At 52.7% G+C, this 13,875-nt stretch carries 11 protein-coding genes; 3 read left to right on the top strand and 8 right to left on the bottom strand.

Annotation, left to right across the window (positions count from 1 at the left end; translation table 11 throughout):
* From AC06ND_RS02105 to AC06ND_RS02070, 8 genes are all read right to left on the bottom strand, one after another.
* The coding region (locus tag AC06ND_RS02105; protein ID WP_475677342.1) for a V-type ATP synthase subunit B at positions 1 to 1,200 on the bottom strand (1,200 nt) is incomplete at its 3' end.
* Entirely contained in the window at positions 1,190 to 2,941 is a 1,752-nt protein-coding gene (locus AC06ND_RS02100; RefSeq protein WP_475677341.1) for a V-type ATP synthase subunit A, read from the bottom strand. The genes AC06ND_RS02100 and AC06ND_RS02105, both read right to left, overlap by 11 nt.
* Positions 2,942 to 2,956: 15 nt before the next feature.
* Positions 2,957 to 3,577, bottom strand: coding sequence for a DUF2764 family protein (locus AC06ND_RS02095; protein WP_475677340.1), 621 nt, complete (start codon positions 3,575 to 3,577; stop codon positions 2,957 to 2,959).
* The gene (locus tag AC06ND_RS02090; RefSeq protein WP_475677339.1) at positions 3,577 to 4,182 is read right to left on the bottom strand and encodes a hypothetical protein; all 606 of its coding nucleotides are present in this window, start codon (positions 4,180 to 4,182) and stop codon (positions 3,577 to 3,579) included. Before AC06ND_RS02090 ends, AC06ND_RS02095 begins: the two co-directional genes overlap by 1 nt.
* A gap of 143 nt (positions 4,183 to 4,325) precedes the next feature.
* Entirely contained in the window at positions 4,326 to 5,255 is a 930-nt protein-coding gene (gene metF / locus AC06ND_RS02085) for a methylenetetrahydrofolate reductase [NAD(P)H] (protein WP_475677338.1), read from the bottom strand.
* Positions 5,256 to 5,265: 10 nt separating this feature from the next.
* Positions 5,266 to 8,541, bottom strand: coding sequence for a methionine synthase (metH, locus tag AC06ND_RS02080; protein ID WP_475677337.1), 3,276 nt, complete (start codon positions 8,539 to 8,541; stop codon positions 5,266 to 5,268).
* A gap of 102 nt (positions 8,542 to 8,643) precedes the next feature.
* Positions 8,644 to 9,381, bottom strand: coding sequence for a YebC/PmpR family DNA-binding transcriptional regulator (locus tag AC06ND_RS02075; RefSeq protein ID WP_475677336.1), 738 nt, complete (start codon positions 9,379 to 9,381; stop codon positions 8,644 to 8,646).
* Positions 9,382 to 9,390: 9 nt separating this feature from the next.
* Positions 9,391 to 10,059 carry a tetratricopeptide repeat protein gene (locus AC06ND_RS02070; RefSeq protein WP_475677335.1) on the bottom strand — a complete coding sequence of 223 codons (669 nt, stop codon included), beginning with the start codon at positions 10,057 to 10,059 and terminating at the stop codon, positions 9,391 to 9,393.
* A 108-nt stretch (positions 10,060 to 10,167) separates the two neighbouring features.
* Here AC06ND_RS02070 and recF point away from each other — a divergent pair, with 108 nt between their 5' ends.
* From recF to AC06ND_RS02055, 3 genes are read left to right on the top strand one after another with little or no spacing between them, the layout of a single operon-like run.
* Complete coding sequence (gene recF, locus AC06ND_RS02065) at positions 10,168 to 11,253, top strand: DNA replication/repair protein RecF (protein WP_475677334.1); 1,086 nt, start codon at positions 10,168 to 10,170, stop codon at positions 11,251 to 11,253.
* Positions 11,254 to 11,288: 35 nt separating this feature from the next.
* Entirely contained in the window at positions 11,289 to 11,582 is a 294-nt protein-coding gene (locus AC06ND_RS02060; protein WP_475677333.1) for a DciA family protein, read from the top strand.
* 48 nt (positions 11,583 to 11,630) lie between these two features.
* Complete coding sequence (locus AC06ND_RS02055) at positions 11,631 to 13,817, top strand: glutamine synthetase III family protein (RefSeq protein WP_475677332.1); 2,187 nt, start codon at positions 11,631 to 11,633, stop codon at positions 13,815 to 13,817.
* Positions 13,818 to 13,875 lie beyond the last annotated feature (58 nt).

Genomic DNA, 13,875 nt, shown 5'->3' with positions numbered 1-13,875 from the left:
GATAGCGGGCAACTTGTCTGCATATTCCTTAGCAAAGTCAAGACAGCGGTTATCATAGTCTGTCAAGTCGAAACCATTCTCCAACTTAGTCTTAGCATTAGCTGCATCAGAGTACAGACGGATAGCGGCGTTCATAACCTGGCTATGATCCTTACGAGTCTTCTTACCAGAAACAAGCTGTTTCAAACGTGACAGAGAACGGAATGGGTCGATGATGACCTTACCTGAATCAGGATCGTTCCTGAGGAAGAGCTGACCCTCGGTGATATATCCGGTGTTGTCAGGAATAGCGTGGGTGATGTCACCGTCGTTGAGCGTGGTCACGGCGATGAGGGTGATGGAACCACCGTCAGGGAGCTGCACGGCCTTCTCGTAGATCTTTGCAAGGTCAGAGTAGAGTGAACCAGGCATAGAGTCCTTTGAAGGGATCTGATCCATACGGTTAGACACGATGGAGAGTGCATCCGCATAGAGGGTCATGTCGGTAAGGAGCACGAGCACCTTCTCATTCTTGTCCACTGCGAAGTACTCAGCTGCGGTAAGCGCCATGTCAGGGATAAGGAGTCGCTCCACAGGAGGCTGCTCGGTAGTGTTGACGAAGCTGATGATCTTGTCGAGTGCACCTGCGCTCTCGAACTCATGACGGAAGTAGAGGTAGTCGTCGTTTGACAGACCCATACCGCCGAGGATGATCTTGTCTACGTCTGCACGGAGTGCAACCTGTGCCATCACGTTGTTGTAAGGCTGGTCGGCGTCAGCGAAGAAAGGGATCTTCTGACCTGACACGAGGGTGTTGTTGAGGTCGATACCTGCGATACCGGTAGGAATGATCTCAGAAGGCTGCCTTCTCTTGTAAGGGTTCACGGAAGGACCTCCGATCTGCCTGATCTCTCCCTCTACCTCAGGACCACCGTCGATAGGGTGACCATAAGCATCGAAGAAGCGTCCTGCAAGCTCGTCGCTTACGTGCACTGTAGGAGGCTCGCCGAGGAAAGTGACAGCAGCGTTGGTAGGGATGCCCTCAGTACCTGAGAACACCTGGAGAGTGACGAGGTCACCCTTGGTCTTTACGACCTGGGCAAGTCTGCCGTCAACAACGGCAAGCTCATCGTTGGAAGCACCTGGGGCCTTGAGTGAAACGGTCGCCTTGGTGATAGCTTCCAGCTGTGTATAGACTTTCTGATATGCTCTATTTGCCATTGCTGATCATGTTTTTGATTTCTGTTTCGTAATTCATGAACGCCTCGCTCTTGAACTCTGAGTAGTTCATCTGGCGGAACTTGTTGATGAGCTCCTTGAAGAAGTTGCGGCACTCCTCGAAATCATTGAAGTTGAGGTCGAGGTCGCAAACTCCGAGAACCATGCAGAGCATGTATTTCTGGCGCTCGAGCGGACAGAGGGCATCGATCGAATCGAATGCATCCTGCTGGAGGATGACGAAGTCGACGAGCTCTGATTTCCAGAACATCTGGTGGTAAGTCAATGGAACGCCGTCATCACCGAGGATGTTGATCTGCTCCTGAGCGTCACGACCCTTGCGGATGATGTTCTTGGTCTTCTCAACCATCTCCACCCAACCTGGCATGATCTTCTCCGAGAGATGCTCACGGATTTCTGGGTACTCGAGGTACTTGGAGTAAGAGTCGATTGGGTTGACTGCAGGATATCTCTTCTTGTCGGCGCGGTTCTGCTCGAGAGCGTAGAAGCAACGTGCTGCCTTCTTGGTAGACTCGGTCACAGGCTCCTTGAGGTTACCGCCGGCAGGGGATACGGTACCGATGAAGGTAACCGAACCGGTCTCGCCGTTGTTGAGGTAAACCATACCTGCGCGAGCATAGAAGCTCGAGATGATAGCCGAGAGGTCGACTGGGAATGCATCTGCACCAGGGAGCTCCTCCATACGGTTGGACATCTCACGGAGAGCCTGAGCCCAACGAGAGGTAGAGTCGGCGAGGAGAAGGACCTTGAGGCCCATTGCACGATAGTACTCGCAGAGGGTCATTGCGGTGTATACGGATGCCTCACGCGCAGCGACTGGCATGTTCGAGGTGTTACAGATGATAGTTGTACGCTCCATGAGGCTGCGACCGGTATGAGGGTCGACGAGCTCAGGGAACTCTGTGAAGATCTCCACGACCTCGTTTGCACGCTCACCGCAGGCTGCCATCACGATGACCTGTGCGTCACCCTGCTTTGCGATGGCATGCTGGAGCACGGTCTTACCGCAACCGAAAGGTCCAGGGATGAAGCCTGTACCGCCCTCGGCGATAGGATCGAGGGTGTCGATTACGCGGACACCAGTCTCCATGATGCGTGAAGGTCTAGGTTTCTCCTTGTATCCCTTGATGGCCACCTTCACTGGCCACTTCTGGGTCATGGTTACGTCGACGTCCTCTCCGTCAGCACTTGTGAGGACAGCGACTACCTTGTCGATGTTATACTCTCCTGCTTCAACGATAGACTTCACGGTGTACTCTCCCTTGAATGCGAAAGGAACCATGATCTTGTGAGGAAGCCAGCCTTCCTTCACTTCTCCGAGCCAATCAGCAGCGACTACCTTGTCGCCCGGCTTCGCGATAGGGGTGAAGTCCCAGAGCTTCTCGTGGTTGAGTGGGTCGGTGTATTCTCCCTTCTTGAGGAATACGCCTGTCATTGTGGTGAGGTCATTCTGGAGACCGTCGTAACAGCTCGAGAGAAGACCAGGACCGAGTGTTGCTTCGAGCATTCGTGCCTCGAATTCCACTTCGTTGCCATTCTTGAGTCCACGGGTGCTTTCGAATACCTGTACAGCGGCCTTGTTGCCGTTCACCTTGATGACCTCGGCCATCAACTTGGTGTCGCCCACGGTGATGTAGCAGATCTCATTCTGCGACACCGGACCGTTGCATTCCACTGTAACGAGGTTGGAAACGATGCCCGTAACCTTTCCTGTTGATTTCATATGGTTTCTTATTAACTAGTTTGCGTTGTACTGGACGCCCTTGAAGGTGCCACGAACCTCGTCTACGAGCTTCTTGAACATCTGGCGGCCGCTCTCTTCGTCAAGCTTGAACCAGCGTGCTACGATATGAAGCTTCGCGACGAAACCAAGAATGATCTCCATGTTGAAGTAATCGAACAAGGTCATTGCGTCGATCTTCTCCCACAGGAGGTCGTCAATACCCCTTTCGCGAGTGAGGATGTCACCCGAATGGAGGATTCCGTCAAGCTTGGCAGCCTCCTCGAACTCGACCTGCTCCGGCTCGCTGTCCTCGTCCTGGTTGAGGACGAGCACGTCTTTGCCTGCAGGACGACCCAGCTGGTCGTTGAGATACTCTACCTTGGCATTGCGCACCGCAAGGTCGAACGCGAAATAGTCGCGAATGAACTCACATCCGTGCGAAAGTGCCTCGTTGTAGAACTCTGCGCAGAGATTGTCTGGCTCAAAGCCCTTCTCGAGGAATTCCACGAGGGCCTTGTCCTTGTCGGACAGCTGCGCGAGTATCTCTGCCATGATAGAGTCCGGAGTGTCACTCGCGAACTTGTAATCAGGGCTGAGCACAGGAAGGCTTGCTACTATGTAGTGGTAATTGTTCATTATCCGAACAGAATCTTCTTGGTTGCAGGACGAAGATATGCTCCGATGAGCTCCTGAAGCGTTTCGTCGGTAAGGCTGATGAAGTAAGTTCCGTCCTTAGGACCGATGGTGAAACCGCCGCCGATCTTCTTGCTGAAGCTTGCGACAACTTCGCCCTTGAGGATGGATGCGAGCTCGCTGCTGATGAATGGTTCGAGCTCAGCCTTGAGTGACTCTGGAAGTACGAGATTGATGTCTGCTGACTCCTCTGCGCTGAACTTCTCGGCGACCGCCTTGATGATGCCCTTCACGAAGTCTGCCTCGCTGAGAGCCTTCTTGGTAGAGTCTGCAGTAATCTTAGAGATGATGAGGTTCTCGATGTCCTGCTTGGTAGCTGCAACGCTTTCGCGTGATGCCATCTTGATGTCAGATGCGACCTTCGACTTGATGTCCTCAGCCTCCTTGCGAGCCTGTGCGACGATAGCTTCTGCCTGGCTCTTGGCGTCAGCGACGATTGCCTCTGCCTGGGCTTTTGCCTTTGCTACAAGCTCCTCGCCCTCGAGTTTACCTTTCGACAGACCCTCGTTGTAGAGCTTGTCTGTCAATTCCTGCAATTTGTTCTGCATATGTCGTAGTTATTAGTTGTTTTCGTTTAGTCCGAAATCGGACATTTACAAATATACGAAAAAAGTCACAACATTAGTACACAAAACCACCCTAATCAGCAGGGTGGTTTTGTACATTTTCTCGTTTTTGTTGACTTTTTGGCCTAGAAGCACTCGCGAAGAATCTCGCAGATATTTCTCGTTTTTCCCATAGTGTAGAAGTGAACGGCAGGTACTCCGTGCTTGAGGAGGTCCTTACACTGCTTCTTGCACCACTCGGTACCTATCTCATAGACGGCTTCCTTGTCGGATACGACCGCTTCGATGGCAGACGATAGCTCCATAGGGATATCGAGAGAGAAAGACTCCGGTAACATATGTACCTGCCTTGCGGTAGAAAGAGGTTTAAGGCCGGGTATGATAGGGACGGTGATTCCCGCTTCTCTGCAGCGTCTCTCGAAATCGTAGAATACCTCGTTGTCGAAGAACATCTGAGTGATGATATAGTCTGCACCTGCGTCGACTTTTCTCTTGAGGTTGAGTATGTCCGTCTCGATGTTCGGTGCCTCGAAATGCTTCTCCGGATATCCTCCCACGCCTATGCTGAAATGGCGGCCTGTCTCCTCGCGCCTGTAATTTCTGATGCCTTCCACGAGCTCGCTCGCATACGCATAGCCTCCAGGGGTAGGGACGAATCTCTTCTCGCTGGTGAGGCAATCACCTCGGAGTGCGAGGCAGTTGTCTATGCCCATGTAATAGAGATTGTCAAGTTCCTTGTTGATCTGCTCGATGGTGGCTCCTGCGCAGATGATGTGCGGAACGGCCTCGATATGGTACTTGGACATGATGGCCGCGCATACGGCCACCTCGCTGATGCGGTTCTGCACTACTTTCCTGGTGAAGGTTCCGTCAGCGTTCGGTACATACTCGTATTCGTCGCGATGGCAGGTCACGTTGATGTACTTCGGATCGAACTCCATGAATGGGAGTATGCTGTCAAGCAGGTCCTCGCGGCTCATTCCCTTGAGCGGCGGAACTATTTCCAATGACGGATAAGCCTGATGGCTCTCCTTGAGTATGTCTGAAATCTTCATCTTCTATTACCTATATATAATGTGCGTCCTCGTGGACTACTATGTATCCGCAGACGCTCGACTCCGGAAACATCGCGTATGACTCGGTGAGACTGATGCAGAGCATATCCGAATTCGGGATACACTCGAGCACATCCTTCTTGCGACGATGCTCCGGGCATGAAGGATATCCTATTCCCGGACGGATGACCTTCATCCCATCAGGGATGCTCAATTGGGCTCCGATCCATTCTGAAGCCGCTTCCGCGAGGCAGAGTCGCAGGGTCTTCTCCATCATGGACTCCTTCCTGCACAGCTCGCAGCTGCATCCGGCAATGTGGAGACCGTGCACGCTCGCCGCGAAAAGCCCCATAGGCTTACCTTCGACCATGTCGAAATGAACGGCCACCCTGATATTGCACTGCATGTTCCTGAGGACCTGCTCGGCCTCGGCCCTTATGGCCTTGACCTCCGGCTTCTCCCAGTCGCTCTTCCTTATTCTCCAGATCATGTTGAACACGTTCCAGTCTATCAGAGGTGCGATTTCCTCGAGCTGAACGTCGCGGACGGGAATTTCGTTGTGCCTTATGGACTCGAGCGGGGCATAGCCCTCGTCCGGGAGGTATGCAAAGAGCTTGTCGTCTGCCTTGTTCTCGACCTTTGGTGCGGCAGCATTAATCTCGTTAAGACGGATCTGCTCCTGCTTCTGATGTTCCTGAGCTTCGAAACTCTCCGGATTCATCATATAGTGCTTTGCCATCACCGCGCTGGCCGATGCGTCAGCGCCATGGAACACATGATCATATATAGGTGCGAGCTTGAGCGCCGTGTGCCTAGCCGATGTCGTCGCTCCACCTACGAAGAGTGGAGTGCTCATGCCGCGCGCCGCCATGTCCCTGCATATTTCCTCCATCTGATGGAGGGAAGGGGTGATCAGGCCGCTCACTCCGATGATGGATGCGTTCTCGCGGATCGCGGTGTCCAGTATGAGCTGCTTGTCCACCATGACTCCCAGGTCGATGACCTTGAATCCGTTGCAGGTGAGCACGGTGTCGGTTATGTTCTTTCCAATGTCGTGTACGTCGCCCTTGACCGTAGCCATCACCACGACCGGACGCTTGTCCTCGGAATCTTCACCTTCGGTGCCAGTGCTCATAAATGGTTGGAGCATGTCGACGGCTTCCTTCATGATCTTGGCGGATTTTACCACCTGGGGTAGGAACATCTTTCCTTCGCCGAAGTAATTGCCGACGGTTTCCATTCCTTCCATGAGGGGACCTTGGATCACAGCTTGTGCAGAACCGAGTTCCTCCAGCGCCTTCATCACCTTGGCCTGGAGACCTTCGCTGCTTCCCTTGACGAGAAGTTCGGGAAGCGTGAGGTCGGCTTTCGCGGCGCTCTGGGCTGCGGTGTCGTCCTTGGTTGCCAGCGCTTCGGATGCAATGCTGAGGAGCCTCTCGACCGCTCCGTCGTCGGTGTCGAGAATCACGTCCTCGCAGGCTTTCCTGAGTCTTGGCTCAATGGCGTCATATATCTGGAGCATGCCCGGATTCACGATGGCCATGTCGAGGCCGGCGGCTATGGCATGGTAGAGGAATACCGAGTGCATGGCTTCGCGGACAGGGTTGTTGCCCCTGAATGCGAATGAGAGGTTGGATATTCCACCGGAGGTGAGTGCTCCCGGTAGATTGTTCTTTATCCATCTCACAGCCTCGATGAAGTCCACTCCGTATTTCCTGTCGGTGCCGACTCCCGTTCCTACGGTGAGCACGTTGCAGTCGAATATGATGTCGTTCGGAGCTACGCCTATGCTGGTGAGCAAGCGGTAAGCGCGCTCGCAGATGCGAATCTTCCTCTCATAGTCGGTCGCCTGACCTTCCTCGTCGAAGGCCATGACCACCATCGCCGCACCGAGCCTGTGGATCTCGGCTGCCTTTCGCAGGAATTCCTGCTCACCTTCCTTGAGGCTGATGGAATTGACTATGCACTTGCCCTGTGCGTTCTTCAGACCGGCAAGTATGGTCTCCCAGTGCGAAGAGTCTATCATCAGGGCGGCCTTCGCTACGGCTGGTTCCGTTGCTATATACCTTACGAACTTCTCCATCTCGGCAGTGCTGTCGAGCATGGCGTCGTCCATGTTTATGTCGATTACCGAAGCTCCGTTGGTTATCTGCTGCTGGGCTATTTCTATTCCTGAAGAATAGTCCCCGGCTGCGATGAGCTTTGCAAACTTTCGGCTGCCGGCGACGTTTGTCCTTTCTCCGACATTGGTGAAGTTTGTCTTTGCCTTGTCTATGGTTACGGCTTCGAGTCCTGAGACTGTCAGGACAGATTCCGGCTTTCGTTCAGAAGGTGCTGCTCCGGTGGCATGTGATAGAGTAGACCACCAAGTGTCTGTTCCTGTTGCCTGTTTCCCTGAGTTGCGTATCATTCCCGCGATTGCGGAGATATGCTCAGGTGTGGTTCCGCAGCATCCTCCCACAATGTCGACGTATCCGGCTTCAACCATCTCGGCGACAGCCTGTGCCATCTCCTGCGGTGACTGGTCGTACTGGCCGAGTTCGTTCGGGAGGCCAGCGTTCGGATAGCAGCTCACCAGTCGGCCTGGCGCGTCCTCCCTGACGAACCGGGATACTTCGGCGATCAGGGGCATGAGCTCCTTTGCCCCGAGAGAACAGTTCAGGCCATACGAGATGAGATTGCAGTGCTTGACCGAATGGTAGAATGCTTCGAGAGTCTGGCCGGTCAGGACACGCCCGCTCCTGTCAGCACACGATACGGAAACCGCGACAGGGAAGTCCCTCGGAATATTATAGATGGCGGCTTTCGCGTTGAGGGCATCGATGCATGTCTCGATAAGTATGAAGTCAACTCCGCCTTCGATGAGCCCATCGATCTGGCCTTTGTAGGCCTTTGCCATCTCGTCGAAGGATACGGGCCTCCAGGTAGGGTCGTCCACGTCTGTTCCTATGGATAGGGACTTTGATGTAGGACCGAGACTTCCGGCTACGAGTATCTTTCTGCCAGGCTGCTCTGCCATGGCTTCGTCAGCTACCTTCCTCGCAATCCTCGCACCGGCAAGGGCCATCTCCTTTGCCTGATCCTGGCAAGCGTATTCCATCTGCGATATGGCATTGGAACTGAAGGTACAGGTCTCGATGATGTCGGCACCGGCGTCAATATATGCACGATGGACGGTAGCGATATCTTCTGGCCTTGTGAGGCAGAACATGTCGTTGTTACCTGAGAGCCCACGCTTCTGGAGCATGGTTCCCATTGCGCCGTCAATTATGAGGATTCCTTTCATCTGGGGAGGTCGGAATGGCTTACGATATCAAAGGTAGGAAAATGCCGTGATATAAAAAAGGCGACCTGTTGAGGCCGCCTTTTAATATCCTGTTGTAAAAGATTATTCTGCAGGCTTGAGGTTGGTGTATACGTTCTGGACGTCGTCGTCCTCCTCGATCTTCTCGATGAGCTTGTCGACCTCGACGCGCTCCTCTGCAGAAAGCTCTACGAGCTCGCCGGTAGCGAGACGGGTGAACTCACCTGACATGAGCTCGTAACCGTTGTCCTCGATGTACTTCTGGATCTGGTTGAAGGCGGTGAACTCTCCGTAAACGCAGATGTTCTTGTTCTCGTCCTCATCCTCCTCCTCGAAGATCTCGTCAACGCCGTAGTCGATCATCTCGAGCTCGAGCTCCTCAAGGTCGTATGGACCGTTGATCTTGAAACGGAACATGCTCTTGCGCTCGAAGAGATACTCAACGCTACCAGCGGTACCGAGAGAACCGCCGAACTTGGTGAAGTATGAACGTACGTTAGCTACAGTACGGTTGTTGTTATCGGTCGCAGTCTCCACGAGTACAGCGATTCCATGAGGCGCGCGGCCTTCGAATACAACCTCCTTGTAATCTGCCTGATCCTTCTCGCTCGCTCTCTTGATAGCGCGCTCGATGTTGTCCTTAGGCATATTCTCGCTGCGTGCAGTCTGAAGGAGTGCGCGAAGGCGAGGGTTACCTGTTACATCAGGACCGCCCTGCTTTACAGCGATGGTGATTTCCTTTCCGATCTTGGTGAAGGTCTTGGCCATGTGGCCCCAACGCTTCATCTTTCTTTCTTTTCTGAACTCGAATGCTCTTCCCATGGTGCCTGATTATTTAGCTTCGATTCTGGTGATGTACTTGTCGATATCCATGGCCTCGTTTGACATTGGCCAATCGTCCCTGATCTCCTTGTAGAGCTTGAGGGCCTCGTCATTCTTGCCGAGCTCCTCGTAAACGATACCTGCCTTGAGGAGGTAAGCTGCACCGAAGAGGTTGCCGCTGGTCTTGGCTGCCTTCTTGTAGCACTCGATAGCCTTAGTGTAGTTCTCGAGGCCGCAGTATGCGTCACCCTGACATGCGATTGCACGTCCTGCGAGGATGGCTTCCTTACCGTTGTACTTCTTGAGATAATTGAGAGCAGACTCGTAGTTGCCGAGCTGGAGCTCGCAGATACCTGCGTAGAGGTTCACGGCCTTACCAGCCTTGTTACCGTACTCCTTCGCGATTTCCTCGAAGCCCATGATGTTGCCGTCACCCTTGAGTGCGGTCTCATAGTCCTGAGCGGCGAAAAGGTTCTCAGCAGGGAAAAGCTGTCCGAGTGCCTCTGCCTTCTTAGGAGCGTACACGTACTTTGAGTAGAGGAAAGCGATAGCTGCGATAACTACGACTGTAGCAGCGCAGATGCCGATGACCTTGAGGTTCTTCGTGATGAAGAGTTCGGTCTTGGAAACTGCCTCTGGAGTTTCCTGAACGTTGACGTTCTTGTTTTCGTTTGCCATATCGTTATTTATTATTTTCAATAATATTCTGCAATGAGCCTGCAAATTTATGAATTTTTGTACAATCAAGCAAATGGAATGATGTATCTTTGTGTCGCTATGCCGACATTGGAGAAAATATCTATCGCGGACTTCAGGAACATCGCTTTCCAGGAGTTGGAATTCTCGCCCAATATCAACTGTATTTCGGGCAACAACGGCGAGGGAAAGACCAACCTTCTTGCCGCAATCTACTATCTGTCAATGACTAAGAGTAATTTCGCGTCTACCGACAGGTATAATTTCCGTCATGGACAGGATTCCTTCACTCTTTGTGGCAGTTACCGCATGGAGAACGGACTTGTCAGCAAGATTGCACTCCAGGTGGACGGCGAAGGCAAGAAACTTCGCAGGGACGACAAGCCTTATCCGAAAATATCCGAGCATGTCGGACTTCTTCCCATCGTAATGGTTTCTCCTGCAGATACTTCGTTAGTCAGCGAATCTGGAGAAGAGAGGAGAAAGTTCGTCAATTCGGTGCTTTCGCAGATGGATCAGCAGTATCTTCTCGCTGCTCAACAGTACAACAGGCTTCTCCTGCAGAGAAACAAGATGCTGAAGGAGGGAAATTTCGCAGAAGACCTGATGCAGGTGGTGGACATGAAACTCGCCATGTATGCCCATCCTCTGTATGAGGCGAGAGTTCGTTTCATCGAGCAGCTCGAACCTATAGTGGCGGAGTATTACCAGGCTCTGTCGGGAGGCTCGGAGAAGGTAGGCATAAGGTATGAATCCGATCTTCACAAGGGACCTCTTGACCAGATTCTTGCGTCCAGAATTAAGAAGGACAGGATACTACGATATACCACTGCAGGCCTCCAGAGGGACGATTTCGTATTCGAGATGGACGGAATGCCGATACGCAGATGCGGCTCCCAGGGACAGCAGAAATCCTTCCTCGTCGCACTCAAGTTCGCGCAGTATGACATAATGAAGAAGACATATGGATTCGCTCCCATGCTTCTTCTCGACGATGTCTTCGACAAGCTTGACATGGGAAGGATATCCAATCTTCTCGGCATGGTCTCAAGCAGCGATTTCGGCCAGATCTTCATCACGGACTGCAACAAGGTGAGGCTTCGCGGAATAGTCGACAGCCTGACCTCAGACAGGGCCTATTTCGAAACATCAGGCGGCGTTTTCACCAAGGCATAGGGATGGACAGTATCAAGAGACGGGATCCACAGCCTATGGATGTGGTAATCAAGGAGTTCATCCGTGAGATGAAACTTACTTCGGGACTCAATACCCAGCGTATATTCGCAGCCTGGGACGAAGTCTCCGGGGTAGCTAAGTGGACTACCAACCGCTTCTTCAAGGATGGAGTCCTGTACGTAACAATGAACTCTTCGGTGGCACGCAACCGCCTTGTGTTCCAACTCCCGGAATTGACACGGTCAATAAATGACAGGCTGATGGAGGACCCTCTTTTCGTTAAGGATGATCCAAAGTCTCGACTGGTCACGCGGATCATTCTCCGGTAGGATATTCGCGCAGTTTGCTATATTTGCAGAAGAATACATTAATAAGATATGAGTAAGCTCAGGTTCGACGTGGTGCAGACCGCGTTCAAGAAGAAAGCAGTGGAAGTTGAGGCTCCGGCAAAGCTGACCTCGGAATATTTTGCGGAACTGGTGTTCACCAGGGACAAGATGCGCAAGTATCTTGACGGTAAGAGCTATGCTGCCCTTATCAATTGCGTGGACAACGGTGCTCCGCTTGACAGGGACACGGCGGACAATGTCGCTGCCGGAATGAAGGCATGGGCGTTGGAGCATGGAGTGACCCATGTGACCCACTGGTTCCAGCCACTTACCGACGGTACTGCGGAGAAGCATGATTCCTTCATGGAGTATGACGGAAAGGGAGGAATGATAGAATCCTTCAACGGAAAGTCACTCGCGCAGCAGGAACCTGATGCATCCTCATTCCCTAACGGCGGTATCAGAGCGACCTTCGAGGCTCGCGGATACACCGCATGGGATCCGACCTCACCAGTGTTCATCGACGGAGATACACTCTGTATTCCTACCGTGTTCATCTCGTACACCGGTGAAGCCCTTGACTATAAGACTCCTCTCAAGAAGGCTATCAAGGCTGTAAACGACGCTGCGGTTCCTATCTGTCAGCTCTTCGATTCCAATGTGAAGAAGGTCATTCCTTACCTCGGATGGGAGCAGGAGTATTTCCTCGTGGATGAGGACCTCTATGCAGCCCGTCCGGACCTCATGCTCACCGGTCGCACCCTCATCGGACACGAGTCTTCGAAGAACCAGCAGCTTGACGACCATTATTTCGGAGCAATCCCTTCACGCGTCGCAGCATTCATGCGCGACATCGAGTTCGAAGGATACCGTCTCGGCATTCCGCTCAAGACCCGCCACAACGAGGTCGCACCTAACCAGTTCGAGCTTGCACCTATCTTCGGCGAGCTCAACCTTGCGAACGACCAGAACCAGCTCATGATGAACATCATGAACAAGGTGGCGAGGAAGCATGGTTTCGTGGTACTTCTCCATGAGAAGCCTTTCGCCGGCATCAACGGATCCGGAAAGCATAACAACTGGTCCCTCGGAACCGATACCGGAGTGTGTCTCCATGCTCCAGGCAAGGATCCGATCAGCAACCTCCAGTTCGTCACATTCTTCGTGAATACCCTTGCAGCAGTGCAGAAGCATAATTCTGTGCTCAAGGCTACCATAGCATCAGCGACAAATGCGCACCGTCTCGGTGCGAACGAGGCTCCGCCGGCAATCGTTTCTGCCTTCCTCGGTCAGACCATGACCAAGGTTCTCAGGAACCTCCTTGAGATGCCTTCGGATACTCCTATCGATATCGCCGGAAAGCAGAGCCGTTCAGTCGGACTCGTTGAGATTCCTGAGATCTTCGTCGACAATACCGACCGCAACCGTACCTCTCCTTTCGCATTCACCGGAAACCGTTTTGAGTTCCGTGCGGTTGGCTCACCTGCAAACTGTGCGGGTGCCATGACAACCCTCAATGCAGCTGTGGCAGAGCAGCTCGTCGAGTTCAAGGCAGCCGTGGACAAGGAGATGGCAGCAGGCAAGACCATGACCGTAGCTGTGATGGATGTCCTCAAGCCTATCATCGCAAGCATCATCGACGTAGTCTGCTTCGACGGAAACGGATATTCGGACGAGTGGGTCAAGGAAGCCATCAAGCGTGGTCTTGACGTAGAGAGATGCGTCCCTAAGATGTTCCTTTCATTCACTTCCCCTTCATCACTGGAGATGTTCACCAAGACCAAGGTCTATACGGCAAAGGAACTCGAGGCTCGTAACGGGGTTAAGTGGGAGATGTACACCAAGAAGGTGCAGATTGAGGCTCGCGTCCTCGGACGAATGGCTGTGAACCATATCATTCCTACTGCGATCGAGTATCAGAGCAAGCTCCTCGACAACATCAAGTCGATGAAGGAAATCTTCCCTGGCGAGTACCAGAAGCTTGCAGCGACAGAGATTGAGATCGTAAGGAACATGTCTGGTCTCATCGATGCCATCCGTACCAAGGTGGACGCAATGATCGAGGCTCGCAAGGTTGCCAACAAGATCGAGGACGAGTATGAGAAAGCTATGGCTTATTATGCTATCGCAGAGTCCTTGGAAGCAATCAGAAAGCCTATCGATAAGCTCGAGGAAATCGTGGACAACGATATGTGGCCTCTTCCAAAGTATCGTGAGATACTCTTCATCAACTAAAAGCTACATCCAAATAAAGAGAGGCTGACCTTCTGGGCCAGCCTCTTCTTTGTTGTAT

It is taken from the genome of Candidatus Cryptobacteroides sp. (assembly GCF_056207615.1).
This window is presented reverse-complemented; position numbering and strand designations above follow the sequence as displayed.